Raw genomic sequence first — 23,791 nt, 5'->3', positions numbered from 1 at the left:
AATGTTCATGCAGTTGCACAAACCGTGAGCGCGCCAACGCTCTGCACCGGCCTGCCCGCGCAGGTGAACACGCGATCGCGCGTGTTGCTGCTTGGTTCGATGCCGGGTGCTGCGTCGCTGCACGCTGGCCAGTACTACGCGCATCCACGCAATCGTTTCTGGCCGCTCATGTCCGATATCTGCGGCTTTGACGCCGGTTTGCCCTATCCGCAACGCATGCGCGCGCTGAACGCCGCCGGTGTCGGGGTGTGGGATGTGATCGGCCGATGCGAGCGCCGGGGCAGCCTGGATGCGGACATCGTGCGTGGCACGGAAGTGGCCAACGCGCTGCCGGAACTGATCGCCCTGCTGCCTGAGCTGCAGCTGATCGGCTGCAATGGTGCTGCGTCGATGCAGGCATTCCAGCGCTGGGTGCTGCCTGTCCTGGGGGCGCCACCGCGTGTGCTGGCGCTGCCCTCGACCAGCCCGGCCAATGCGGCCTGGTCGCTGCAGCGCCTGCGTCAGGCCTGGCAGCCGGTGGCCGATGCACTGGCGACATGAAGCGGACATCGTGCGGACAATACGCTACCCACTGGAGGTGCCTGCGCCCCATGGGCAACAGCGTGTCCCGGCTGCGTGCGTACTGAAAACACCTGTAACGGTTGGCGCTGGCCCCCGCTGGCCGCACAATAGACGTTTCCCTACACCAGATTGCCGGAGTTATCCCCATGGCCGAAATCAAGGAAGCACTTGTCCCCGATATCGGTGACTACAGCGATATCCCGGTAATCGAGGTGCTTGTCGCCGTTGGCGATACGGTCAGGAAGGACCAGGGCCTGGTGACGCTGGAAAGCGACAAGGCGACCATGGAAGTGCCGTCTTCGGTGGCCGGTGTGGTCAAGGAGATCAAGGTCAAGGTGGGTGACACCCTGTCCGAGGGCAAGGTCGTGGCGCTGATCGAAGTGGCGGCAGACGAGGCCGCAGCGCCGGCCGCTCCGGCCCCGGCCCTGGCCAAGGCCGCTGCCCCGGCGGCTGCCACCCAGAGCGCCCCGGCCCCGGCGGCTGCCGCGCCGGCCGCCCCGGCTGCCGGTGGCGGTGCGGTTGAAGCCCGGGTGCCGGACATCGGCGATTACACCGACATCCCGGTCATCGAAGTGCTGGTCGCCGTGGGCGACACCGTCAAGAAGGATCAGGGCCTGGTCACGCTGGAAAGCGACAAGGCGACCATGGAAGTGCCGTCCTCGGTGGCCGGTGTGGTCAAGGAACTGAAGGTCAAGGTGGGGGACACCCTGTCGCAGGGCAATGTGGTGGCCATCATCGAAGCCGAGGGTGCTGCTGCGCCGGCGCCGACCCGCGAAGCGGCTGCGGCGGCCCCGGCCGCTGCCGAGACCGCCACCCAGGTCGAGCCGGTCGCTGTGCCCGCCCAGCCGGACAAGCTGGCGGCTCGTGAGATCGCGTCGGCCGGCGCTCCGTCCAGCCCGCCCGTACAGTTCAACGCCGATGGCGTGCTGCCGGCCAAGGTGCCGTATGCCACCCCGGCGGTGCGCGTGTTCGCCCGCGAGCTGGGCGTGGACCTGCTGCAGATCAGCGGTACCGAGAAGGGCGGGCGCATCACCAAGGGTGACGTGCAGAAATTCGTCAAGGCCGCGCTCAGTGGTGGCGTTCCGGCCGCGGGCGGCACCGCTGCCGCCGCAGGCGGTGGGCTGAACCTGCTGCCGTGGCCGAAGGTCGATTTCAGCAAGTTCGGCGAGACCGAAGTGCAGCCGCTGTCGCGCATCAAGAAGATCTCCGGCGCGAACCTGGCCCGCAACTGGGCGATGATTCCGCACGTCACCCAGTTCGACCAGGCCGACATCACCGACCTGGAAGCACTGCGCGTGGCACTGAACAAGGAGAACGAGAAGGCCGGCATCAAGCTGACCATGCTCGCCTTCCTGATCAAGGCCAGCGCCGCGGCGCTGAAGAAGTTCCCGGAGTTCAACGCCTCGCTGGACGCCAGCGGCGAGAACCTGACCCTGAAGAAGTACTTCAACATCGGGTTCGCCGCCGATACGCCGAACGGCCTGGTCGTGCCGGTGATCCGCGACGTCGACAAGAAGGGCGTGGTGCAGATCGCGCAGGAAACCGGCGAGCTGGCCAAGAAGGCGCGCGACGGCAAGCTGGGCCCGGCCGACATGAGTGGCGGCTGCTTCTCGATCAGCTCGCTGGGCGGGATCGGTGGCACCGCGTTCACCCCGATCGTCAATGCCCCGGAAGTGGCCATCCTGGGCGTGTCCAAGTCCTCCATCCAGCCGGTCTGGAATGGCAAGGAATTCGCACCGAAGCTGCTGCTGCCGCTGTCGCTGAGCTACGACCACCGCGTCATCGATGGCGCCCTGGCCGCACGCTTCACCACGTACCTGTCGCAGGTACTGGCCGACATGCGTCGCGTGCTGCTGTAAGGCACCCGCTTCGCCCCCACCGTGTGGCCGTCGCCCTTGGCGCGGCCGCCTGACGAAACGCAGTGACAGCCCGCCGGCCACCCCGGCCGGGCATGAGGAAAACCACCATGGCCACGATTGAAGTCAAGGTTCCCGACATCGGCGATTACAGCGATGTGCCGGTGATCGAAGTATTGGTCGCCGTCGGCGACACGGTGAAGAAAGACCAGGGCCTGGTGACCCTGGAATCGGACAAGGCCACGCTGGAAGTGCCGTCCTCGGCCGCCGGTGTGGTCAAGGAACTGAAGGTCAAGCTCGGCGATACGCTGTCCGAGGGGGCCGTGGTGGTCCTGCTGGACACCGAAGGAGCCGCCGAGGCCCCGGCCAAGGCAGCCGCACCTGCGCCGGCGGCCGCCGCCCCGGCCAGCAAGCCGCCGGTGACCCCGTCGCATCGTGCCCCGGCCGAACCGGCCGCACCGAAGCCGGCGCTGGCCAGCGGCAAGCCGGCCGACATCGAATGCGAGATGGTCGTGCTGGGCTCCGGCCCGGGCGGCTACACCGCCGCGTTCCGCGCAGCCGATGTCGGCCTGGATACGGTACTGGTCGAGCGCTACGCCAGCCTCGGCGGCGTCTGCCTCAACGTCGGCTGCATTCCGTCCAAGGCACTGCTGCATGCGGCGGCGGTCATCGATGAAGTCGCCCATGCCGGCGATTTCGGCGTGGAGTTCGGCAAGCCGACGATCACGCTGGACAAGCTGCGCCAGTACAAGGAAAAGGTCGTCAACCAGCTGACCAAGGGTCTGGCTGGCATGGCCAAGCAGCGCAAGGTGCGCAACGTGCAGGGTGTCGGTCGGTTCCTGTCGGCCAACGAGCTGGAGATCACCGCCGCTGACGGCAGCACGCAGCTGCTGCGCTTCCAGAAGTGCATCATCGCCGCCGGTTCGCAGGCGGTGAAGCTGCCGAACTTCCCGTGGGACGACAAGCGCGTGATGGATTCCACCGACGCGCTGGAGCTGGCCGAAGTGCCGGGTTCGCTGCTGGTTGTCGGTGGCGGCATCATCGGCCTGGAAATGGCGACCGTGTACGGTGCGCTGGGCAGCAAGGTCACCGTGGTCGAATTCATGGACCAGCTGATGCCGGGCGCCGACAAGGACCTGGTCAAGCCGCTGGCCGACCGCCTGAAGAAGCAGGGCATCGACGTTCACCTGAAGACCAAGGCGTCGGGCGTCACCGCCGATGCCAAGGGCATCACCGTGACCTTCGAGGCGGCCGAGGAAGGGCAGTCGCCGGCGCTGGCGCAGGGGACCTTCGACCGCGTGCTGGTCGCCGTGGGTCGTTCGCCGAATGGCAAGAAGATCGATGCCGAGAAGGCTGGCGTGCAGGTCACCGAGCGTGGCTTCATCCCGGTTGACCGGCAGATGCGTACCAATGTGCCGCACATCTTCGCCATCGGTGACATCGTCGGCAACCCGATGCTGGCCCACAAGGCCACGCACGAGGGCAAGCTGGCGGCTGAAGTGGCGGCCGGCCACAAGAAGGAGTGGGTGGCCCGCGTGATTCCGTCGGTGGCCTACACCAACCCGGAGATCGCCTGGGTGGGCGTGACCGAGACCGAGGCCAAGGCCAAGGGCCTGAAGGTCGGCGTGGCCAAGTTCCCGTGGGCGGCCAGTGGCCGCGCGATCGGCATCGGTCGCACCGAGGGCTTCACCAAGCTGATCTTCGATGAAGAGACCCACCGCATCATCGGTGGCGCGATCGTCGGTGTGCATGCCGGTGACCTGCTGGCCGAGATCGGTCTGGCCATCGAGATGGGCGCGGAAGCCGAAGACATCGGCCACACCATCCATGCCCATCCGACGCTGAGTGAATCGGTGGCGATGGCTTCGGAAATCTACGACGGCACGATCACCGATCTGTACATGCCGAAGAAGAAGTAAGGCGCTTGCGCCGGGCCATGCCCGGTGAAACGGAAAGCCCGGCGAAAGCCGGGTTTTTTGTTGGTGGCTTCTGTGGTTTCGGTGACTCTGGTCGCGAGCTTCAGGGCCTCTGCGCGAGTGGCAGACGCTTGGACAAATGTCCCCCGTCGTCCGCCTGCGGCGGTCGCCTCCCCCTTTACTGTGTCGAAATGCCTGCCACCCGTGCAGCGGCTCGGCTTTCGGAGGGTCCAGCCGCAAGAGGCACTTCGACAGGCGCGTGGAGGCCTGACACGCGGAGGGAGAGGGGGCTGCGTGCGAAGTAAAGGAGGAGGTGACGGCCGCAGGCCGGCGCCGGGGGACATTCGCACGCAGCCCCCTCTCCCTCCAGCGCTCGACCATGCCGCTTTACCCCGGCAGGACAAAGCAGCACAAAAAAACGCGGCCCCCGATGTTTCGGAGGCCGCGCCAGGAGAGAGTGCGATGGAAGGGGCAGGAATCAGAACACGAAGCTGACGCCGGCCACCGGGCCCTTGAATTCCTGCTTCAGACCGATGGTGCCGTCGCTGCCCTTCTTGTCCGCATCCAGCTTGAACCAGTCGTAGCCGGCGAACAGGCCGAAGTTCTTGGTCAGGCGGTAATCGACGATGGCATTGGCGCGGCTCAGGTCACCCTTGTAGTCATCGAAGCTGCCCCAGCGGGTGTTGAGGTACTGACCCTGCAGGGTGATCATCCACTTCTCGGACGGGGTGAAGCTCAGGCGTGCACCGACCACCGGTGCCACACCGTCGGTCTTCTCGTCCAGGAACTGGCCTTCATACACGGTGCCCAGGTCCGCATAGCCCTTGGTGCTGACCTTGGCGTACTCCGCACCCAGCTGCAGGCCCAGATCGAAGGTGTCAGTGTCGACGACGGAGTAGTCGTAGACCAGGCTGGCCACCTGGTACTTCAGCTCGGCCTTGACGAAGCTGTCAGCCGGCACGTTGACGCCGCCGAAGGAGATGTCCTGGCCCAGCGTCTCGCGCCGGTCCTTGTCGTACTTGAAGTAGTTGAACAGGAAGCGCTGGCGGTCGCTGAGGCGGAACATGCCGTCTACCCGCGGTTCCCATTCCTTGCCGCCCAGCTTGAAATCTTCCGAGAAACCGACGTCCTGGCCGGCGACAGTGGTGTTGCCGCGCAGCGTGTTGTCCGAATCGATGTTCATCGCACCCAGGCGCAGGGCGAAACGGTCATCGCCTTCGGCGGCATGGGCGGCGCTGGCGAACGATGCGCCGGCGGCAAGCAGGGAGAGGGCGAGCAGGGTGGGGACGGAGCGCATCGAAGAGTCCTTGCAGTGGTTCATCAGAATGAAGCCCACTGTGCAGGACGCACTCGTCCACCATGCGTGAACGTATGGTCGATGGCGTGTGCACGGTTCAGCGCTGTCACGACCATGAAAAAGGATGGCCCCGGAGCCGGGCTTCGGGGCCATCGTGGACCTGCGGGGCGAAGCGTCGACGAGGTTGCTGCAGGCAGGTCGGAAGGTCGGACCGGCAAGGTCGCGGAAAGTTCCCAGGCGTGCGACCAAAGTTCAATACGCTGCACCGCAGCATCATGTGGACGTCATTGTCCCTTGGGCGGCACGCAAAAATGTAACCGTTACCGCAACTTGCGCCCTTCCGGGATGAACAGGCAGCGGTTGTCTCGCAAATTGTCCCATTGCTATAATTTGGCGGCTCGATGAGGCCCCCCTGCTGTAGCCGCCTCAGCCCTCCACTTGCAACCACGCGGGACGTCCTGTGCTGAACTCCGTTGAAGCGGGTCGGCGACTGATGCTGCGCGCCGCGGTCTACCCGCTGGCCGCAGTGGCTGTCCTGGCCCTGGCCTTCCTGCTGGTAGGGCCGAAGTACGCGCTCGGTGCCCTGGCATCCGGCGTGGCGATCTCGGCCGGTGGCTGGGTCGCGGCACGGATGGCGCTGGGCGGGGGTGCCCTGGCTGCGGGGTCGGCAATGGCACGGCTGATCATTGCGATCGTGGCGAAGTGGGTAGTCGTTTTCGGCGTCCTGCTGGTGGGGTTCCTGGTCTTCAAGCTGCCTGCATTGGCGCTGTTGGCCGGTATCGCCGTCGGCTTGATGTTCCAGGTCCTGGCGATGGCCAGGCGTTGACAGAATTCAATTAACTAAGGTTCCGGACACATGGCGGGCGAGGCTCTAACCCCTACCAGCTACATCCAGCATCACCTGCAGAACCTGACCGCACCGGTCGGCAACGGCGACGGGATGTTCTGGCATATTCACGTCGATACCTTCCTCACCGCGGTCCTGATGGGCCTGGTGATCGTGGTCGCCTTCTGGCTGGGCACCCGCAAGGCCACGGCTGGCGTGCCGGGCAAGTGGCAGGCCTTCGTGGAGATCTGCCTGGAGTTCGTCGACCGCCAGGCCAAGGACACCTACCACGGCAAGAGCAAGTTGGTCACGCCGATCGCCATCACGATCTTCTTCTGGATCCTGATGATGAACCTCATCAAGATGATCCCGGCCGACTTCATCGCCAAGCCGCTGGAGCTGGCGGGCATCCATTACTGGAAGCCAGTGCCGACCGCCGACGTCAATGCCACCCTGGGCATGGCCATCAGCGTGTTCTTTCTGATGCTGTTCTTCGCGCTGAAGTCCAAGGGACTGGGCGGCTTCATCAAGGAGTTCCTGACGGCTCCGTTCGGCAAGTGGATGATGCCGTTCAACCTGATCCTCAACATCGTCGAGTGGCTGAGCAAGCCGATCTCCCTGGCGATGCGACTGTTCGGCAACATGTTCGGCGGCGAAATCGTGTTCCTGCTGATCTGGGTGCTGGGTGGTGCCGGTTTCTTCGGCGCCATTGCCGGTGGTGCGTTCGGCCTCGGCTGGATGCTGTTCCACCTGCTGGTGATCCCGCTGCAGGCCTTCATCTTCATGATGCTGTCGATCGTGTACCTGAGCCTGTCGGAAGACGCTCACTGAGTTTCAAGCTTCAACGCGTTTCAACCTTCATCCGTTTCATCACCCTTAGCAACTTAAGTTCCTGGAGATAACCATGTACTTCGCCGTCCTGACCAACTTCGCGCAGATTCAGAGCTCCACCGCCCTCGCCGTCGGCATCATGATCGGCCTGGCCGCGCTGGGCGCCGGTCTGGGTCTGGCCATCATGGCTGGTAAGTTCCTGGAGTCGGCCGCCCGCCAGCCGGAACTGATCCCGGTCCTGCAGGTCCGCATGTTCATCACCGCCGGCCTGATCGACGCCGCGTTCATCATCTCGGTCGCCGTCGGCCTGCTGCTGGCCTTCGCCAACCCGCTGTCGGCCGCCTTCGCCGGTGCCGTCACCAAGGCTCTGGCCGGCTGATACAGCGGTTTGAGACGACCGGGTGCTGATGCACCCGGTTTCGGATGAAGGCCGGATGCGCCGCCCCGGCGGCGCGTCCACCCCGAAACCAGCGATCGAGCTAACCATGAATATCAATTTCACCCTTCTTGCGCAGGCGCTCGCCTTCGCTGGTCTGATCTGGATCATCGCGACCAAGATCTGGCCGCCGCTGATGAACGCGATCGAAGAGCGCCAGCAGAAGATTGCTGAAGGCCTCGCTGCTGCCGACCGCAGCCAGAAAGATCTGGCCCAGGCGCAGGAGAAGGTCAACGAAGCGCTGAAGGAAGCCCGCACCAAGGCCAACGAGATCATCGACCAGGCCCACGCGCGCGCCAACCAGATCGTCGACGCAGCCCGTACCGAAGCGATCACCGAAGCCACCCGTCAGAAGGAACTGGCCCAGGCTGAGATCGACGCCGCCGCCAACCGTGCCCGTGAAGATCTGCGCAAGCAGGTGTCCGCGCTGGCCGTGACCGGTGCCGAAAAGCTGCTCAAGCGCGAAATCGACGCCAACGCCCACAAGGCGCTGCTCGACGAGCTGGCCTCGGAGATCTAAGGATGAGCCAGGCCCTCACGCTTGCCCGCCCGTACGCCCGCGCCGCGTTCGCGACCGCGCGCGACGAAGGCGCGTTCGCGCCGTGGTCGGACGCCCTGGCGTTCTCCGCCCACGTCGCCGCCGACCCGCGCGTGGCGGCCCTGCTCGCCAACCCGGAGCTCGGTCGTGACGACGCTGTCGCCCTGCTGGCGCCGGCGACCCACGGCGAAAGCTTCTCGCGCTTCCTGGCCATCCTGGCCGAATCGCATCGTCTGCCGCTGCTGCCGGAGATCTCCGGCATGTTCGACGCCCTGCGCGCCGAAGCCGAGCACGTGGTCAAGGCCACCGTGACCTCGGCCGCCGAACTGTCGGCCGGCGAGCTGGACGCGATCAAGGTCGCGCTGCGCAAGCGCTTCAACCGCGAGGTCGATGTGACCACTGCGGTCGATGCCTCGCTGATCGGCGGCGCCGTGATCGACGCCGGCGACGTGGTCATCGATGGTTCGCTGAAGGGCAAGCTGGCCCGCCTGCAGACCGCGCTCGCTAACTGAATTCATTTAACGTCCGGCCCCGCTGCCGGCACTAGGACTTGACGATGGCAACCACGCTCAACCCCTCCGAAATCAGCGAACTGATCAAGAACCGCATCGAGAAGGTCAAGCTGGCCGCGGAATCGCGCAACGAAGGCACCGTGACCAGCGTGTCCGACGGCATCGTGCGCATCTTCGGTCTGGCCGACGTGATGCAGGGCGAAATGATCGAACTGCCGAACAACACCTTCGCCCTGGCCCTGAACCTGGAGCGCGACTCGGTCGGCGCCGTGGTCCTGGGTGACTACGAGCACCTGCGCGAAGGCGACGTCGCCAAGACCACCGGCCGCATCCTGGAAGTGCCGGTCGGTCCGGAACTGCTGGGCCGCGTCGTCAACGCGCTCGGCGAGCCGATCGACGGCAAGGGCCCGCTGGGCACCGACGTGACCGCTCCGGTGGAGCGTGTTGCTCCGGGCGTGATCTGGCGCAAGTCGGTCGACCAGCCGGTGCAGACCGGTTACAAGTCGGTCGACTCGATGATCCCGATCGGCCGTGGCCAGCGCGAGCTGATCATCGGTGACCGCCAGACCGGCAAGACCGCCATGGCGATCGACGCGGTGATCAACCAGAAGGGCACCGGCATCAAGTGCGTGTACGTTGCGATCGGCCAGAAGGCATCGACCATCGCCAACATCGTGCGCAAGCTGGAAGAAAACGGCGCCCTGGCCCACACCATCGTCGTGGCCGCCACCGCGTCCGAATCGGCTGCGATGCAGTACATCAGCGCCTACTCGGGCTGCACCATGGGTGAGTACTTCATGGACCGCGGCGAAGACGCGCTGATCGTGTACGACGATCTGTCCAAGCAGGCCGTTGCCTACCGCCAGATCTCGCTGCTGCTGAAGCGCCCGCCGGGCCGTGAAGCCTACCCGGGCGACGTGTTCTACCTGCACTCGCGCCTGCTGGAACGCGCTGCCCGCGTGTCCGAGGAGTACGTCGAGAAGTTCACCGAAGGCAAGGTCACCGGCAAGACCGGTTCGCTGACCGCGCTGCCGATCATCGAAACCCAGGCCGGCGACGTGTCCGCCTTCGTTCCGACCAACGTGATCTCGATCACCGACGGCCAGATCTTCCTGGAAACCGACCTGTTCAACGCCGGCATCCGCCCGGCCGTGAACGCCGGTATCTCGGTGTCGCGCGTCGGTGGTTCGGCGCAGACCAAGATCATCAAGAAGCTGTCGGGCGGCATCCGCATCTCGCTTGCCCAGTACCGTGAGCTGGCTGCGTTCGCGCAGTTCGCTTCGGATCTGGACGAAGCCACCCGCAAGCAGCTGGAACGTGGCCAGCGCGTCACCGAGCTGATGAAGCAGAAGCAGTACGCGCCGATGTCGATCGCCAACCAGGCGCTGTCGATCTACGCCGTCAACGAGGGTTACCTCGACGACGTGCCGGTCAACAAGCTGCTGGCGTTCGAAGAGGGCCTGCACGCCCACTTCGCCAACACCCAGGGCGAGCTGATCAACAAGGTCAACGCCACCGGTGGCTGGGACAACGATATCGAAGGTGCCTTCAAGAAGGGCATCGCCGACTTCAAGACCACCGGCAGCTGGTAACAGCGCATGGGGAACGGGGCCTGGCCCCGTTCCACCGTTGAACAACGCGGGGCATCAGCCCCGCGCCACGGGAAACAAGAGATGGCAAGCGGACGCGAAATCAAAACCAAGATCAAGAGCGTGCAGAACACCCGCAAGGTGACGCGCGCCCTGGAGATGGTCTCGGCCTCCAAGATCCGCAAGGCGCAGGATCGGATGAAGACCTCGCGTCCGTACGCGCAGGCGATGAAGCAGGTGATCGGCCACCTGGCGCAGGCCAGCACCGATTACCAGCATCCGTTCCTGGTCGAGCGCGAGCAGGTCAAGCGGGTCGGTTTCATCGTGATCTCCTCCGATCGCGGCCTGGCCGGCGGCCTGAACAACAACCTGTTCCGCAAGATGCTGGGCGAAGCCAAGGCATGGCAGGACAAGGGTGCGGAAGTGGATCTGGTGACCATCGGCCAGAAGGCATCGACCTTCTTCCGCCGCGTCAAGGTCAACATGGTCGGCAGCGTGACCCACATCGGCGACGTGCCGAAGCTGGAATCGCTGATCGGTGTGATCAAGGTCATGCTCGACGCCTTCACTGAAGGCAAGGTCGACCGCGTGTACCTGGTCTACAACCGCTTCGTGAACACCATGACGCAGAAGGCCAGCTTCGATCAGCTGCTGCCGCTGCCGGCGGCCGAGAAGCAGGTCGCGCACCACGACTGGGATTACCTGTACGAACCCGATGCCGCGACCGTGCTTGAGCACGTGATGACGCGTTACATCGAGTCGCTGGTGTACCAGGCATTGCTGGAAAACGTCGCCTCCGAACATGCCGCACGCATGGTCGCGATGAAGGCGGCGAGCGACAACGCCAACAAGCTGATCGGTACGCTGCAGCTCGTCTACAACAAGGCGCGCCAGGCAGCGATCACCCAGGAAATCTCCGAAATCGTCGGCGGCGCGGCAGCAGTCTGACCGCGTTCGTTCAAAGCACACATTTAGAGGATGCAGCAATGAGTCAGGGCAAGATCGTTCAGATCATCGGCGCGGTCGTCGACGTCGAATTCCCGCGTGAGTCGGTGCCGAAGGTGTACGACGCACTGAAGGTCGACAACACCGAAATCACCCTTGAAGTCCAGCAGCAGCTGGGCGACGGCGTGGTGCGTACCATCGCCCTCGGTTCCACCGATGGCCTGAAGCGCAACCTGGTCGCCACCAACACCGGTCGTGGCATCTCGGTGCCGGTCGGCGCCGGCACCCTGGGCCGCATCATGGACGTGCTGGGCCGTCCGATCGACGAAGCCGGCCCGGTCGCTGCCAGCGACAACTGGGAAATCCACCGTGCGGCACCGTCGTACGAAGACCAGTCCCCGGCCACCGAGCTGCTGGAAACCGGCATCAAGGTCATCGACCTGATGTGCCCGTTCGCCAAGGGCGGCAAGGTCGGCCTGTTCGGCGGCGCCGGCGTCGGCAAGACCGTCAACATGATGGAACTGATCAACAACATCGCCAAGGCACACAGCGGTCTGTCCGTGTTCGCCGGCGTGGGTGAGCGTACCCGTGAGGGCAACGACTTCTACCACGAAATGAAGGACTCCAACGTCCTCGACAAGGTGGCGATGGTGTACGGCCAGATGAACGAGCCGCCGGGCAACCGCCTGCGCGTCGCGCTGACCGGCCTGACCATGGCCGAGTACTTCCGCGACGAGAAGGACGAGAACGGCAAGGGCAAGGACGTGCTGCTGTTCGTCGACAACATCTACCGCTATACCCTGGCCGGTACCGAAGTGTCGGCACTGCTGGGTCGTATGCCGTCCGCCGTGGGTTACCAGCCGACCCTGGCCGAGGAAATGGGCGTCCTGCAGGAGCGCATCACCTCGACCAAGAACGGTTCGATCACCTCGATCCAGGCCGTCTACGTTCCCGCGGACGACCTGACCGATCCGTCGCCGGCGACCACCTTCGCCCACCTGGACTCGACCGTGACCCTGTCGCGTTCGATCGCCTCGCTGGGTATCTACCCGGCCGTCGATCCGCTGGACTCCACCAGCCGCCAGATGGACCCGCTGGTCATCGGCCACGAGCACTACGACACCGCCCAGCGCGTCCAGCAGACCCTGCAGAAGTACAAGGAACTGAAGGACATCATCGCCATCCTGGGCATGGACGAACTGTCCGAAGAAGACAAGCAGGCCGTGTCGCGCGCCCGCAAGATCGAGCGCTTCTTCAGCCAGCCGTTCCACGTGGCCGAAGTGTTCACCGGTTCGCCGGGCAAGTACGTGCCGCTGAAGGACACCATCCGTGGCTTCAAGGCCATCGTCGATGGCGAGTACGACCACCTGCCGGAGCAGGCGTTCTACATGGTCGGCGGCATCGAAGAAGCGGTCGAGAAGGCCAAGAAGATGGCCGAGAAGGCCTGATCCGGGAGGGGCGGGAGCGATCCTGCCCGACCTGACGCCGGCGCCGGGCAGCCGCCCGGGCCGGTGGACCTCCACGGTGGCATCGCGCCACCGCGAACAGCGAAGAGATTTGCATGAGCACGATCCGTTGCGACATCGTCAGCGCCGAGCAGGAAATCTTCCGTGGCGAAGCGACCTTGGTCGTGGCCACCGGTGAGCTGGGCGAACTGGGCATCGCGCCCAAGCACGCACCGCTGATCACCCGCCTGAAGCCGGGCAAGGTGGTGGTGACCACGCCGAACGGCGAGCAGCTGGATTTCGCCATTTCCGGCGGCATCCTGGAGGTTCAGCCGCAGGTGGTGACCGTGCTGGCCGACACCGCGATCCGCGCGCAGGACATCGACGAAGCCTCGGTCCGCAAGGCCAAGGAAGAAGCCGAGCGCATCCTGGCCAACCGTGGTGAAGCCATGGAAGTGGCCGAAGCCCAGCAGAAGCTGGCCGAAGCCGTGGTCCAGTTGCAGGCGCTGGAGCGCCTGCGCAAGAACCTCAAGCACTGAGGCTCGCCACACCCACAGGAACGCCGGCCTCGTGCCGGCGTTTTTGTTTGTGCGCCATCACCGCCGGTCAGCGGTAGACCACGTGGCGCATCAGCAGGAACGACACCGCCGCCAGTCCGCCCTCGACCAGCGGCTTGGCCAGCCACGCGTAGCGCAGGCCCAGAGCCTGGTCGACCAGGCTGACCAGCAGCGTGCTGGCCGCCGTCAGCAGCAGCCACAGCGCGCAGAAGCGCGCAAAGCGCTTCCAGCCCAGCTTGTGCGTGCCCGGCTCGGCGAACGTGTAGCGACCGTTGAGCCAGAAGCCCAGCAGCATCCCCGCCAGCCGGCCCGTGACGTTGGCCGGTGCAACCGGCAACCCCAGTGCGGTGGCCGCCACGAAGACCACCCAGTCGACCAGCAGCTGCACGAGCCCGATGACGAGGTAGGTGCTTCCCTGGCGGATGAGGCTCATCGGCATGCTGAAGAAGGAGGGGCATCCATGTTAACGGGCCACGCTCTAGAATCGGTGTCATCGAACCACGGATTCCCCCCCATGACCCAACCCCTGCACGTGATCATCCTGGCCGCAGGTGCCGGCAAGCGCATGAAGTCGGTGCTGCCGAAGGTGCTGCAGCCGATCGCCGGGCAGCCGATGCTCGCGCATGTCATCGCTGCCGCCCGCGAGCTCGACCCCGCTGCGATCCACGTGGTGTATGGCCATGGTGGCGAGGCAGTGCGGCGCCACTTCGCCGACCAGACCGACCTGCAATGGGCCGAGCAGGCACAGCAGCTGGGGACCGGCCACGCGGTCGCGCAGGCGATGCCGCAGGTGCCCGACGCCGCGCAGGTGCTGGTGCTGTACGGCGATGTGCCGTTGATCCGCGCGCAGACGCTGCGCGACCTGCTGGCGCAGCCGGGCCGGCTGGCCGTGCTTGTGGCCGATGTCGATGACCCGACCGGTTATGGCCGCGTGCTGCGCGACGCCGAGGGCCGGGTCGGTGCCATCGTCGAACAGAAGGACGCCAGCGATGACCAACTGCGAGTGCGCACGATCAATACCGGCATCATCACCGCCGAATCGACCGCGCTGCGCCGGTGGCTCTCGCAGCTGTCCAACAGCAACGCGCAGGGCGAGTACTACCTGACCGACGTATTTGCCTTTGCAGCCCGTGAGTTCACCCCGGCCGAGATGGCACTGGTGGCCGATGTGCAGGAAGCAGAAGGGGCGAACGATCCCTGGCAGCTGGCGCAGCTCGAGCGCGCGTGGCAGCGCCGCGCAGTACGTGCGCTGTGCGCGCAGGGCGCGCGCGTGCTGGACCCGTCACGGCTGGATATCCGCGGCAGCGTGACGGTCGGCAGCGATGTGCTCATCGATGTCGATGTCATTCTCGAGGGCAAGGTGGTGCTGGGAGATGGCGTGACCATCGGCCCGTTCAATCGACTCAAGGACGTGACGCTCGGGCCGGGCACCGAAGTGCGCGCGCACTGCGACCTGGAAGGGGTGGTCACCGAAGGTGCCGCATCCGTCGGTCCGTTCGCCCGGCTGCGCCCGGGCACGGTGCTCGCCGATGGCGTCCACGTAGGCAACTTCGTGGAGACCAAGAAAGTGACCCTCGGCGTGGGCAGCAAGGCCAACCACCTGACCTATCTGGGCGATGCGGTGATCGGCAGCAAGGTGAACATCGGCGCCGGCACCATCACCTGCAACTACGACGGCGTGAACAAGTCGACCACGACCATCGGCGACAATGCCTTCATCGGTTCCAACAGCTCGCTGGTGGCGCCGGTGCTGATCGGCGAGGGCGCCACCATCGCCGCCGGTTCGGTCATCACCCGCACCGCGCCGGACGGCAAGCTGACGCTGGCACGCGCACGGCAGGAAACCATCGATGGCTGGAAGCGGCCGGTCAAGAAATCCTGAGCCACGGATTCCGCATGCCGACGAGCTCGGCGTGCTGCCGGCGATCGAACAGCGTGCCGGCGAACTGCTGAAGGGCCACGAAGCCTATCCGGTGTTCGCCGGCCACGGCCTGGATCTGCAGGCGCTGCGGGACGGCCTCCGGCGTGGGCAGCTGTGGGTGGTGGATGACGCCGACGGCGGCGGCATCGCCGGTTACCTGCTGGCAGGCGGGCTGTGCGGCGAATTCCATGTGCTGCAGATGGATGTGGACCCGGCGCATGCGCGTCGTGGCCATGGTCGTGCTTTGCTGCGGCACGCGTTGGCAATGGCCAGGACCCAGGGCTATCGCTCTGCGGTGCTGACGACGCTGGCAGACGTGCCGTGGAATGCGCCGTTCTATGCCGGCGAGGGATTCGTGGGGCTTGCGCAGGAGGAATGGGGTGACGGGCTGCAGGCCGTGATGGCGGAGGAAGCCGCATTGGGGTTTCCGATGCATCTACGGGTGGCGATGCGGCGTGTCCTGTCTTCGATGGATGGCTGAAGGTCGTTCCGGGGTGCCTTCGCCAATGATGTCGGGCAGCGCCGGGTCATGCCCGGCGAGCGGAGCGGCCGCTTCCGCTTCCCGGAGCGTCACCTCACCCCGCCGGCAGCAGGATCGAAACACACAACCCACCCTCACTGCGGTTCTGCAGCGACACCCGTCCACCGTGCGCCTCCACGATCTCCCGGGTCAGCGCCAGTCCCAGCCCGGTGCCGTTGCGCTTGGTCGAATAGAACGGCATCAACGCATTCTGCAGTACCTGCTCGTTCATGCCTTTGCCGCGATCAAGCACATCCAGACGCAGCCACTGGGGCAGGCGGGTCAACTGCACCTGCACGTCATCGTTGGGCGGATCGGCTTCCGCGCAGGCTTCGTGCGCGTTCTTCAGCAGGTTCAGCAGTGCCTGCCCGAACTGCGCGATATCGATGCGGCTGCTCATCTCCTCGTCCGGCTCCTGCTCCATGCCGAACGGAATCTGCTGGCGCAGGCTGGACAGGAACGGGGCCCAGTGCACGGTCTGCAGCTGGGGCTGTGGCAGCTTGGCGAAGCGTGCGTATCCGCGGATGAATCCCTCCAGGTGGCGGGCGCGATCTTCGATGGTGGTGAAGATCTCCGGCAGGCGGTCGAACCGCTCACGCTTGACCAGTTCCCCTCCGGAATGCGCCAGCGAGGCAATCGGTGCCAGCGAATTGTTCAGCTCGTGGCTGATCACCCGGATCACCTTCTTCCAGGTCTGGACTTCCTGCCTGCGCAGCTCGGCGGTGAGCAGACGCACCAGCAGCAGATCATGGGGCCGTCCATTGAGATGGAACGCGCGCCGCGACAGGTGGTAGACCTGCTCGTCATCCTCGTCGCCGTCCTCGCCTTCGGCCTGCACCGCGAACAGGCTGTCGCCGCCGCGGGCGATGGCGTCGCGCAGTTCCACCGGCACCTGCTCCAGCACCTCCTCCAGGCGCTGGCCCTCCAGCTTCCAGCCACCATGCAGCAGCTTGCGCGCAGCCAGGTTGGAGAACACCACACGGGCGATGCCATCACCGCCTGATGCGATCAGCAGCATCGCCACGGGCGTGTTCTGCACCATCGTGTCCAGCAGCAGTTCGCGTTGCACCAGACCCTGGCGCTGCTCGCGCAGCACGTCGCCCAGCTCGCGATGTGCCTTCACCAGGTCACCCAGTTCGTCGTTGCCTTCCCAGTGAACGCCGAAGTTGTACTCGCCATCGCGGTAGCTGCTGGTCGTGCCGGACAACGCACGCATCAGCGAGCGGACCGGTGCGGTGGCGCGGCGCAGCGCCCACCACATCAGGGCAAGCAGGATCACCGTGGATACGATGGCCACCGCCCAGCCGTGGTCGAGCCAGTAGGCCAGCAGCCAGGGCAGCGCGGCAGCCAGCGCCAGCACCGGCAGCAGGCGCAGGAACAGGCGGAAGGTGAACGAGCGTCGCTTCATTCGCGCGGAATGCCGTGGCGGTCCATGCGCCGGTACAGTGCCTGGCGGCTGAGACCGAGTTCGGCGGCCGCCTGCGCGATGACCCCATGATTGCGCGCCAGTACCTCCTCGATGCGCGTGCGGTCCGGATCGTTGCCGGCGCTCGGCGCCGGGCGTGGCGCAGCCGGAGCGCGTGGCAGGTTGAGATCGGTCACTTCGATGCGGTTGCCGGTGGCCAGCAGCTCGGCGCGCTGGATCACGTTGCGCAGTTCGCGCACGTTGCCCGGCCATGGGTGCCGTTGCAGCGCGGCCGCGGCGGCGCTGGACAACGGCTTGCCGTCCGCCAGGAAGCGCTCGGCCAGCGGCAGGATGTCGCCGGGCCGCTCGGCCAGCGGCGGCAGCACCAGCTCCACGGTGTTGAGGCGGTAGTACAGGTCCTCGCGGAACGTGCCGTCGCGGATCATCGCCGGCAGGTCGGCATTGGTGGCGCTGACCACGCGTACCTTGACCTGGCGTTCGCGGTTGGAGCCCAGGCGCTCGAAGCGACCGGTCTCCAGCACGCGCAGCAGCTTCATCTGCCCGCCCAGCGACAGGTTGCCGATCTCATCCAGGAACAGGGTGCCTCCATCGGCCGCCTCGAACTTGCCTTCGCGCGCCTTGTTGGCACCGGTGTAGGCACCTGCCTCGGCGCCGAACAGCTCGGCTTCGATCAGCTCGGACGGCAGCGCACCACAGTTGACCGTGACGAACGGTCCCTTTGCCACCAGCGAATTGGCCTGGATGATCTGCGCGATCTTCTCCTTGCCGGCGCCATTGGGTCCGGTGATCAGTACCGGCAGTTCGGAGCGTGCGACCTGGCAGGCCAGGGTGATCACGCGTTCACTGGCAGGATCGGCGAAGACGGCACCACTGAGGTCGTACTTCTGTTCCAGCGCGGTGCGCTGGCGCTGCTCGCGTTCGCGCCGACGGTCCAGTTCGCGACGTGCTTCGGACAGTTCCAGCAGGTTGTTGACCGTGGTCAGCAGCTTGCGGTCGTCCCAGGGCTTGGCCAGGTAATCGGCCGCGCCGGCCTTGACCAGGTCCACCGCGCTGCTCAGATGGGTCCAGGCGGTCAGCAGGATCACCGGCAGGTCGGGGTGGCGTGCGCGGATCTGTGCGAACAGAGCCTCACCTTCCTCGCCGGAGGTGGTGTCCTCGCTGAAGTTCATGTCCTGGATCACCAGGTCCACCGGCTGCGATTCGAGCAGGGCCAGGCCTTCGGCCGGGCTCTGTGCCTGCAGCGTGTCGATGTCGTGCAGGGAGAACAGCACGTCCAGCGCGGTGCCCACGCTGGCGTTGTCGTCGATGATGAGGATCGCGGGCATGGACCGGTTCTGGAAAAAGGGATGGGCAGCGCCGGAGAGAGCTGTAGGTTCCAGGGCGCCGGTAGGAGCAGGCGCCACCCATCAAGCATAGCTAAAAGCTGCCGCCCTGCAGCCGGTGCCGGATCACCGTCGTGGCGGCGGCGGAGCCGGCGGCGGTGGTGGTGCGGTGGGCGGTGACAGCAGGGGCCGCCAGCCAGCCAGGGACACCGGCACGGTCAGCGTCTTTCCATCGCGCTGCAGCAGCAGCCGTACGCTGGATGCGTCGGTGGCCTGCATCGCGGCTGTCAGCTGGTCGACCTGCTGCACGGCGGTATCGTCCACGCGCAGGATGCGGTCGCCACGGCGCACGCCGAAGCGCGCCTCCGGATGCGCCGCATCGACCCGCACGTGGCCACCCGAGGAAGCCAGCGCCACATGGGCGCCGTCGTCCTGCCAGCTCATGGTCTGCTGGTTGCTGCTGCCGGCAAGGGCCGGCAGCGGCAGCATCAGCATCATCGCCAGGAAAGGTGCGCGCATGTCAGGCCCCCCGCGTGGCGACGGCCGGAGGCACGGCGGCCGCCCGGCGCGCAGGGCCGAACACGGCGATCTGGCCCAGTGCCCACAGCAGCACCGCACCCAGCGGCAGGTACAGCAGCGGCATGCGAGGCAGCTCGTACATGTTCATCAACCACAGATTGATGGCGTAGGCCGCCAGCATGCCCAGCACGATGCCCAGCGAGGCCAGCAGGAAGTTCTCGGTCTGGAAGTAGCGCAGCACCTGGCCGCGGGTGGCACCGAGGGCACGGCGGATGCCGATCTGCTTGCTGCGCTGCTGCACCCAGAAGCTGGCCAGGCCGACGATGCCCAGCGCGGTCACCACCAGCAGGGCGATGCATACGGTGACCAGCAGCCCGACCATCGCCCGGTCGTTCTTGAAGTAGTCGTTGCGCTGGTCCTCATAGCTGAGCTTCTCGCGCACCAGGCGGTTGGGATCGTTGCGTTCCAGGGCCGCCAGGGCACCCTTCAGCACTTCATCGCGGCGTTCAGGCGTGGTGCGCAGCATGTACGGGCCGCCGCTGGCGAAGTCGGTGCGCACCGGCAGGATCATCGACAGGGTGGTGTTGTTGTTCCAGTCCGTCGGCGGCGCGAGGTGGGCAACCACGCCCACCACGTGCAGCGCCTGCCGACCCATGTAGAAGGTCTTGCCCAGCGGGTTCTGGCCCGGGAACATCTTCTCGGCCACGGCCTGGTTGAGGATCACCGCCGAAGCCTTGTCCGGTGTGGTGCTGGCCGACTTGCGTGCGTCCTCGAAGTCGATGTACTCGCCGGGCAGGAAGTCACGGCCGGCCACCAGCTGCAGGCCCAGGGTGGACAAGGCACCTTCGTTGAACATGTACAGCGTCGCCGAGGTCGTCGGCCGTTCCTGGTCGCGCTCGCGCGAGATGCTGGTATTGGACGAGCTGGGGCGGAACGGCAGCTGGTTGACCTTGGTCACGCTGGTCGCACCGGGAACGGCGCGCAGCGCGGCCAGGTCTTCCTGGGTACGCGCCATGGCATTGGTCTGGGTACCGATGCCACTGGTACGGACGATCACCAGTTCGTTCTCGGCCAGGCCGCTGGGCTGGGTGATCTTCTCCACGCGCTGGCTGACCAGGAACAACGCGTTGCAGACGATGGCGCAGGTCAGCGCGATTTCCAGCACGATCAGGGCAGCGGCGGTCTTGTGCCGGCGCAGCGTGCTGAGGATGGGGCGGATATCCATGGCAGTGTCCTTGTGCTTACTGCGACTTGAGCTGGATGGCGGGGGTGACCTGCATGGCACGCCAGGCCGGAAGGAATCCGGCGGCCAGGCTGGCCAGCAGGGTCAGGCCGAGGGCGAGCAGCAGCATGCTGCCGTCCAGATGGGCCAGCTGGGCGTACTCCACCGGCTGCCTGCGCACTGCGGCCAGACCGATCAGGGCCAGGCCGATGCCGAGCACACCGCCGACCACACCGATGGCACCGGCTTCGACCAGGCACTGCAGGAAGATCTGCCCACGGCTGGCACCCAGCGCACGCCGCACGCCGATCTCACCGCTGCGGCGCAGGAACTTGGCCAGCAGCAGACCGACCGTATTGACCAGGCACACGCCCAGGAAGCCCAGCGCCAGCCACATCTGCAGGCGCACGTCGCTGGGCACCGCACCGTTGAAGTCCAGCCACTCCATGACGCTGCGCACACGCACGTTGGCGGGACGCTCGAAGCGGCCTGCAGCGCGCTGCTGGTCGGAGTAGTTCACCAGATAGCGGCGGTAGTCATCGACCTTGCCCGGCTCCAGCTCGACCCAGTACTGGATCCAGGTGCAGGCCGCACTGAGCGAGTGGCTGTCGCCGCCCGGGCCGCCGTCGCGGAAGCAGTTCATGTTGCCGTTGTTGCCGAAATCCAGATCCATGGCAGTGGAGAACGGCACCAGCAGGTCCTCGTCCTTGCCGTAGGAACCGGTGGTCAGGTCGAAGAACTGCGGTTCGGGATTCCATTCCTTCATCACGCCGATCACGCGCAGCGACTGGCTGTTCACGCGTATCTCCCGGCCCACGCTGTTGGCGCCCTGGAACAGCTTTTCATTGATGGCTTTGGACAGCACCACCACGCGGCTGTGTGCATCGTCGTCGCTGGCAGACCAGGCGCGGCCGTACTGCATCGGCACGTTGAACATCGGGAAGAAGTCCGCCGAGGTCCAGCGCGTATCCACCGAGAACGGCTTGAGGGTGCTGCCCTCCGGCTCGACGATGGCACTGCCGCCACTCATCATCGCCTGGTGCACGGCGCGCTTCTCGCGCAGCAGGGCTTCGGCGTCGAACCGCGTCATCTGGCCTTCCGGCTCCTCGTCCGTCAGGTAGCCGGAGCGCGGCCGCGGATCGAGCTGCGCGTAGAACAGGCGGTCGCTCTTCTCCGGAATCGGATCGCCGGACAGGACATGGAACACGGTCAGGGTGGTCATCGAGGCACCGATGCCCAGTGCGATGGCCACCACCATCAGCGCGGTCAGTACCTTGTTGCGGCGGAAGCTGCGTACCGCCAGTCGAGCGTAGTAGGCGAACATGGGCATGCCCTCACTCGTTGACGGCGACGATGCGGCGCGGGGTGGCCAGCACCGGCTCGCGCACCAGGTCGGTGACCTGGCCATCGACGATGTGCACGTTGCGCTGCGCACGCGCGGCCAGTTCCGGATCATGGGTGACCATGACGATGGTGGTGCCGGCCGCGTTGATTTCCTCCAGCAGCTCCATCACGCCACGTGCCATCTGCGTATCCAGGTTGCCGGTCGGTTCGTCGGCCAGCAGCAGGCGCGGGCTGCCGGCGAGGGCACGGGCAATCGCCGCGCGCTGCTGCTGGCCGCCGGACAGTTCGTTCGGGTAGTGCTTCATGCGTGAGCCCAGGCCGACCTGGGTCAGCGCCTTCTCGATGCGCTCACGGCGCTCGCCGGCACTCATCTTGCGGTAGCGAAGCGGCACGTCGACGTTGTCGAACAGGTTCAGGTCCGGAATCAGGTTGAAGCCCTGGAAGATGAAGCCGATCTTCTGGTTGCGCAGGCGGCTGCGCGCATCATCACCGAGCTGGCTGACATCCTCGCCATCAAGCAGGTAGGTGCCGCTGGTGAAGGTCTCCAGCAGGCCGGCGATGTTGAGGAAGGTGGTCTTGCCGGAGCCGGAGGGACCGGTGACGGCGACGAACTCGCCCTCCTTGACCTGCAGTTCCAGCGAGCGCAGTGCATGGGTTTCCACCTGTTCAGTGCGGAAGACCTTGGCGACCGAACGCATTTCGAGCATGTACATGGGGTGTCCTCTCTCCAGGATGTATCAGTTGACGGAGACGCGTTCGGCGTCCTTGAACAGGTCGCTGCCGGAGACCACGATACGGTCGCCCGGCTGCACACCCGACTTGATTTCCACTTCGCCCAGGCTGCTGACGCCCAGTTCCACCGGACGGCGCACCGCCGTGCGGCCATCCATCACGTAGGCCACGCCGTTGCCCTGTTCGACGAACGGGCCGCGCTCGACCTTCAGCACGTTCTTGCGGGTATCCAGCAGCACCCGGACCGACATGCGCTGGCTCTGGCGCAGGCCTTCGGGCTGCTTGTCGGCGAAGCGCACGCGGGCATTGACCTCGCCGTTCACCACTTCCGGCGACACCGCGCTGATCTCGCCCGGGAACGGCTGGCCGTTGCCGCCGGTGAGCTGTGCGGGCATGCCGATGGCCAGATCACGAGCGAAGCTTTCCGGAACCTTGATCTCGACTTCGAACTTGGACAGGTCCACCACGCCCAGCACCGGCGCATTGGCCGCCAGGTTGGTGGACTGGGTGGCCTGTACCTGGCCCACCTGGCCATCGAACGGCGCGCGCAGGGTCAGCGCATCGACCTGGCGCTGCACTTCGGCCACCACCGCCTTCTGGCGATCGGCCAGCAACCGCTTGTTGCGTGCATCCAGGTCGGCGCCCTGGCTCTGCAGGCGGGCATCGGTGGTGGCGTTGGCAAGGCTGATGTCGGCCTTCTTCAGGCTGTCCTGGGCCTTGGCCAGGTCGATCTGCGGCACCGCACCGCCGTCGAAGCCGCGCTGGTAGCGTTGCAGGTCGCGATCGGCAGCCTGGCGCTCGATGGTGGCCTGATCGGTTTCCTTGCGCGATTTGGCGCGGGCCAGCGTTGCGTCCAGCGCGGCGCGGCTGGCCTCGGCTTCCAGGCCAGCCAGGGTGGCCTGTTCCTGGGCCAGCTTGCTGCGCAGTTCCGGGCTGTCGATGATGGCCAGCTCCTGTCCCTTCTTGACCACGTCGCCGGCCACGACCTTCAGGTCCACGGTACCGGCGGAGATCGCATACAGCACCGGGCTGTTGGCGGCGATCACACGGCCGTCGGCAGCGATGTCACGCACCAGGTCGCCACGTTGCACTTCGGCGATGCGCACCCGGCTGCTGTCGAACGAGCGGCTGGCGTTTGCCCAGGCGTACACGGCCCAGCCGATGCCGGCGAGCAGGGCGATGCTGCCCAGTGCCGGCCAACGGTAGCGATGCCAGGCGGCGGCGGTCGGGCGGGCCGGGGTGGAGGAAACGATCTGGTCCTGGGCGGAAGTGTCGCGGATCATCGGGTTCGTGCCTGACGGTGGTGATCCATACCAAGCACGTTGCGTGCCAACTTTATTTCCTTTCCTATCAATAAGTTGCAATTCGAGTGGCGGTGTCCGGGTGTCCGCGGACACCTGTGCGGACACATTCATTAAGCGGACAGGAGGGGGAAACCGGACACGCACGCTAGAATGCCGCGACCGTCTTCAAGGA

23 protein-coding genes are annotated in these 23,791 nt (G+C 65.9%); 14 read left to right on the top strand and 9 right to left on the bottom strand.

All coding sequences use genetic code 11. From position 1 onward, the window contains the following. Positions 1 to 24 precede the first annotated feature (24 nt). The 3 genes from ABE543_RS12805 to lpdA all read left to right on the top strand — a co-directional run bounded on the left by ABE543_RS12805 (position 25) and on the right by lpdA (position 4,336). Positions 25 to 540, top strand: a complete 516-nt coding sequence (locus tag ABE543_RS12805) for a DNA-deoxyinosine glycosylase (protein ID WP_053518745.1) — start codon at positions 25 to 27, stop codon at positions 538 to 540. Positions 541 to 707: 167 nt separating this feature from the next. Beyond that, entirely contained in the window at positions 708 to 2,420 is a 1,713-nt protein-coding gene (gene aceF / locus ABE543_RS12800) for a dihydrolipoyllysine-residue acetyltransferase (RefSeq protein WP_346475763.1), read from the top strand. A 107-nt stretch (positions 2,421 to 2,527) separates the two neighbouring features. Further along, positions 2,528 to 4,336, top strand: coding sequence for a dihydrolipoyl dehydrogenase (gene lpdA, locus ABE543_RS12795; protein ID WP_065175199.1), 1,809 nt, complete (start codon positions 2,528 to 2,530; stop codon positions 4,334 to 4,336). Between the two features lie 475 nt (positions 4,337 to 4,811). Here lpdA and ABE543_RS12790 read toward each other — a convergent pair whose 3' ends face one another. Continuing rightward, positions 4,812 to 5,630 carry a hypothetical protein gene (locus ABE543_RS12790; RefSeq protein ID WP_053518741.1) on the bottom strand — a complete coding sequence of 273 codons (819 nt, stop codon included), beginning with the start codon at positions 5,628 to 5,630 and terminating at the stop codon, positions 4,812 to 4,814. Between the two features lie 460 nt (positions 5,631 to 6,090). Between ABE543_RS12790 and ABE543_RS12785 the strand changes: the two genes are divergently transcribed. From ABE543_RS12785 to ABE543_RS12745, 9 genes are all read left to right on the top strand, one after another. Further along, positions 6,091 to 6,456 carry a hypothetical protein gene (locus ABE543_RS12785; RefSeq protein WP_180876808.1) on the top strand — a complete coding sequence of 122 codons (366 nt, stop codon included), beginning with the start codon at positions 6,091 to 6,093 and terminating at the stop codon, positions 6,454 to 6,456. Between the two features lie 30 nt (positions 6,457 to 6,486). After that, positions 6,487 to 7,287 (top strand): F0F1 ATP synthase subunit A, encoded by an 801-nt coding sequence (atpB, locus tag ABE543_RS12780; protein ID WP_053518739.1) that lies wholly within the window; start codon positions 6,487 to 6,489, stop codon positions 7,285 to 7,287. Between the two features lie 73 nt (positions 7,288 to 7,360). Then, on the top strand, positions 7,361 to 7,666 hold the full coding sequence (gene atpE, locus ABE543_RS12775) for a F0F1 ATP synthase subunit C (protein WP_005411133.1): 306 nt from the start codon (positions 7,361 to 7,363) through the stop codon (positions 7,664 to 7,666). A 106-nt stretch (positions 7,667 to 7,772) separates the two neighbouring features. Then, positions 7,773 to 8,243: a F0F1 ATP synthase subunit B gene (locus ABE543_RS12770; RefSeq protein WP_053518738.1), complete on the top strand. Its 471-nt coding sequence runs from the start codon at positions 7,773 to 7,775 to the stop codon at positions 8,241 to 8,243. 2 nt (positions 8,244 to 8,245) lie between these two features. Further along, positions 8,246 to 8,773, top strand: coding sequence for a F0F1 ATP synthase subunit delta (locus ABE543_RS12765; protein ID WP_053518737.1), 528 nt, complete (start codon positions 8,246 to 8,248; stop codon positions 8,771 to 8,773). A 44-nt stretch (positions 8,774 to 8,817) separates the two neighbouring features. Beyond that, positions 8,818 to 10,365 carry a F0F1 ATP synthase subunit alpha gene (atpA, locus tag ABE543_RS12760; protein WP_053518735.1) on the top strand — a complete coding sequence of 516 codons (1,548 nt, stop codon included), beginning with the start codon at positions 8,818 to 8,820 and terminating at the stop codon, positions 10,363 to 10,365. A gap of 81 nt (positions 10,366 to 10,446) precedes the next feature. Further along, complete coding sequence (gene atpG, locus ABE543_RS12755) at positions 10,447 to 11,310, top strand: F0F1 ATP synthase subunit gamma (RefSeq protein ID WP_053518734.1); 864 nt, start codon at positions 10,447 to 10,449, stop codon at positions 11,308 to 11,310. Between the two features lie 38 nt (positions 11,311 to 11,348). Continuing rightward, positions 11,349 to 12,755, top strand: coding sequence for a F0F1 ATP synthase subunit beta (gene atpD / locus ABE543_RS12750; protein ID WP_049429233.1), 1,407 nt, complete (start codon positions 11,349 to 11,351; stop codon positions 12,753 to 12,755). A gap of 113 nt (positions 12,756 to 12,868) precedes the next feature. Further along, a complete protein-coding gene (locus ABE543_RS12745; protein WP_005419509.1) occupies positions 12,869 to 13,291 on the top strand; it encodes a F0F1 ATP synthase subunit epsilon in 423 nt (140 codons plus the stop codon). A 67-nt stretch (positions 13,292 to 13,358) separates the two neighbouring features. Here the strand turns inward: ABE543_RS12745 and ABE543_RS12740 are convergent, their stop codons facing one another. After that, complete coding sequence (locus tag ABE543_RS12740) at positions 13,359 to 13,742, bottom strand: GtrA family protein (protein ID WP_053518733.1); 384 nt, start codon at positions 13,740 to 13,742, stop codon at positions 13,359 to 13,361. 81 nt (positions 13,743 to 13,823) lie between these two features. Between ABE543_RS12740 and glmU the strand changes: the two genes are divergently transcribed. After that, positions 13,824 to 15,191, top strand: coding sequence for a bifunctional UDP-N-acetylglucosamine diphosphorylase/glucosamine-1-phosphate N-acetyltransferase GlmU (gene glmU / locus ABE543_RS12735; RefSeq protein ID WP_065175197.1), 1,368 nt, complete (start codon positions 13,824 to 13,826; stop codon positions 15,189 to 15,191). Further along, a complete protein-coding gene (locus ABE543_RS12730) occupies positions 15,160 to 15,711 on the top strand; it encodes a GNAT family N-acetyltransferase (protein ID WP_111186217.1) in 552 nt (183 codons plus the stop codon). The genes glmU and ABE543_RS12730 overlap by 32 nt, the downstream gene beginning before the upstream one ends. Before the next feature lie 94 nt (positions 15,712 to 15,805). On the opposite strand, the gene ABE543_RS12725 is transcribed toward ABE543_RS12730, so the two are convergent. From ABE543_RS12725 to ABE543_RS12695, 7 genes are all read right to left on the bottom strand, one after another. Next, positions 15,806 to 17,158 (bottom strand): ATP-binding protein, encoded by a 1,353-nt coding sequence (locus ABE543_RS12725; RefSeq protein ID WP_053518729.1) that lies wholly within the window; start codon positions 17,156 to 17,158, stop codon positions 15,806 to 15,808. Beyond that, on the bottom strand, positions 17,155 to 18,501 hold the full coding sequence (locus tag ABE543_RS12720; protein ID WP_346475762.1) for a sigma-54 dependent transcriptional regulator: 1,347 nt from the start codon (positions 18,499 to 18,501) through the stop codon (positions 17,155 to 17,157). The genes ABE543_RS12725 and ABE543_RS12720 overlap by 4 nt, the downstream gene beginning before the upstream one ends. A 123-nt stretch (positions 18,502 to 18,624) precedes the next feature. Continuing rightward, complete coding sequence (locus ABE543_RS12715; RefSeq protein WP_180876814.1) at positions 18,625 to 19,017, bottom strand: PDZ domain-containing protein; 393 nt, start codon at positions 19,015 to 19,017, stop codon at positions 18,625 to 18,627. Position 19,018: 1 nt separating this feature from the next. Further along, complete coding sequence (locus ABE543_RS12710) at positions 19,019 to 20,242, bottom strand: FtsX-like permease family protein (RefSeq protein ID WP_053518725.1); 1,224 nt, start codon at positions 20,240 to 20,242, stop codon at positions 19,019 to 19,021. 16 nt (positions 20,243 to 20,258) lie between these two features. Next, on the bottom strand, positions 20,259 to 21,563 hold the full coding sequence (locus ABE543_RS12705) for an ABC transporter permease (protein ID WP_053518747.1): 1,305 nt from the start codon (positions 21,561 to 21,563) through the stop codon (positions 20,259 to 20,261). 10 nt (positions 21,564 to 21,573) lie between these two features. Then, the gene (locus tag ABE543_RS12700) at positions 21,574 to 22,296 is read right to left on the bottom strand and encodes an ABC transporter ATP-binding protein (protein ID WP_053518723.1); all 723 of its coding nucleotides are present in this window, start codon (positions 22,294 to 22,296) and stop codon (positions 21,574 to 21,576) included. Between the two features lie 24 nt (positions 22,297 to 22,320). Further along, positions 22,321 to 23,598 (bottom strand): efflux RND transporter periplasmic adaptor subunit, encoded by a 1,278-nt coding sequence (locus ABE543_RS12695; protein WP_053518722.1) that lies wholly within the window; start codon positions 23,596 to 23,598, stop codon positions 22,321 to 22,323. Positions 23,599 to 23,791 lie beyond the last annotated feature (193 nt).

It is taken from the genome of Stenotrophomonas sp. TWI169 (assembly GCF_039674705.1).
Classification (GTDB): Bacteria; Pseudomonadota; Gammaproteobacteria; order Xanthomonadales; family Xanthomonadaceae; genus Stenotrophomonas; species Stenotrophomonas maltophilia_P.
Note: the sequence above shows the minus strand (reverse complement) of the source record. Positions and strands in the feature narration are given on the sequence as shown.

Bases quoted from the DNA above. Each gene is read 5' to 3' on its own strand.
- aceF (WP_346475763.1), top strand. From the start codon at position 708: ATGGCCGAAATCAAGGAAGCACTTGTCCCCGATATCGGTGACTACAGC.
- lpdA (WP_065175199.1), top strand. From the start codon at position 2,528: ATGGCCACGATTGAAGTCAAGGTTCCCGACATCGGCGATTACAGCGAT.
- ABE543_RS12790 (WP_053518741.1), bottom strand. From the start codon at position 5,630: ATGCGCTCCGTCCCCACCCTGCTCGCCCTCTCCCTGCTTGCCGCCGGC.
- atpB (WP_053518739.1), top strand. From the start codon at position 6,487: ATGGCGGGCGAGGCTCTAACCCCTACCAGCTACATCCAGCATCACCTG.
- atpE (WP_005411133.1), top strand. From the start codon at position 7,361: ATGTACTTCGCCGTCCTGACCAACTTCGCGCAGATTCAGAGCTCCACC.
- ABE543_RS12770 (WP_053518738.1), top strand. From the start codon at position 7,773: ATGAATATCAATTTCACCCTTCTTGCGCAGGCGCTCGCCTTCGCTGGT.
- ABE543_RS12765 (WP_053518737.1), top strand. From the start codon at position 8,246: ATGAGCCAGGCCCTCACGCTTGCCCGCCCGTACGCCCGCGCCGCGTTC.
- atpA (WP_053518735.1), top strand. From the start codon at position 8,818: ATGGCAACCACGCTCAACCCCTCCGAAATCAGCGAACTGATCAAGAAC.
- atpG (WP_053518734.1), top strand. From the start codon at position 10,447: ATGGCAAGCGGACGCGAAATCAAAACCAAGATCAAGAGCGTGCAGAAC.
- atpD (WP_049429233.1), top strand. From the start codon at position 11,349: ATGAGTCAGGGCAAGATCGTTCAGATCATCGGCGCGGTCGTCGACGTC.
- ABE543_RS12745 (WP_005419509.1), top strand. From the start codon at position 12,869: ATGAGCACGATCCGTTGCGACATCGTCAGCGCCGAGCAGGAAATCTTC.
- ABE543_RS12740 (WP_053518733.1), bottom strand. From the start codon at position 13,742: ATGAGCCTCATCCGCCAGGGAAGCACCTACCTCGTCATCGGGCTCGTG.
- glmU (WP_065175197.1), top strand. From the start codon at position 13,824: ATGACCCAACCCCTGCACGTGATCATCCTGGCCGCAGGTGCCGGCAAG.
- ABE543_RS12730 (WP_111186217.1), top strand. From the start codon at position 15,160: ATGGCTGGAAGCGGCCGGTCAAGAAATCCTGAGCCACGGATTCCGCAT.
- ABE543_RS12725 (WP_053518729.1), bottom strand. From the start codon at position 17,158: ATGAAGCGACGCTCGTTCACCTTCCGCCTGTTCCTGCGCCTGCTGCCG.
- ABE543_RS12720 (WP_346475762.1), bottom strand. From the start codon at position 18,501: ATGCCCGCGATCCTCATCATCGACGACAACGCCAGCGTGGGCACCGCG.
- ABE543_RS12715 (WP_180876814.1), bottom strand. From the start codon at position 19,017: ATGCGCGCACCTTTCCTGGCGATGATGCTGATGCTGCCGCTGCCGGCC.
- ABE543_RS12710 (WP_053518725.1), bottom strand. From the start codon at position 20,242: ATGGATATCCGCCCCATCCTCAGCACGCTGCGCCGGCACAAGACCGCC.
- ABE543_RS12705 (WP_053518747.1), bottom strand. From the start codon at position 21,563: ATGTTCGCCTACTACGCTCGACTGGCGGTACGCAGCTTCCGCCGCAAC.
- ABE543_RS12700 (WP_053518723.1), bottom strand. From the start codon at position 22,296: ATGTACATGCTCGAAATGCGTTCGGTCGCCAAGGTCTTCCGCACTGAA.
- ABE543_RS12695 (WP_053518722.1), bottom strand. From the start codon at position 23,598: ATGATCCGCGACACTTCCGCCCAGGACCAGATCGTTTCCTCCACCCCG.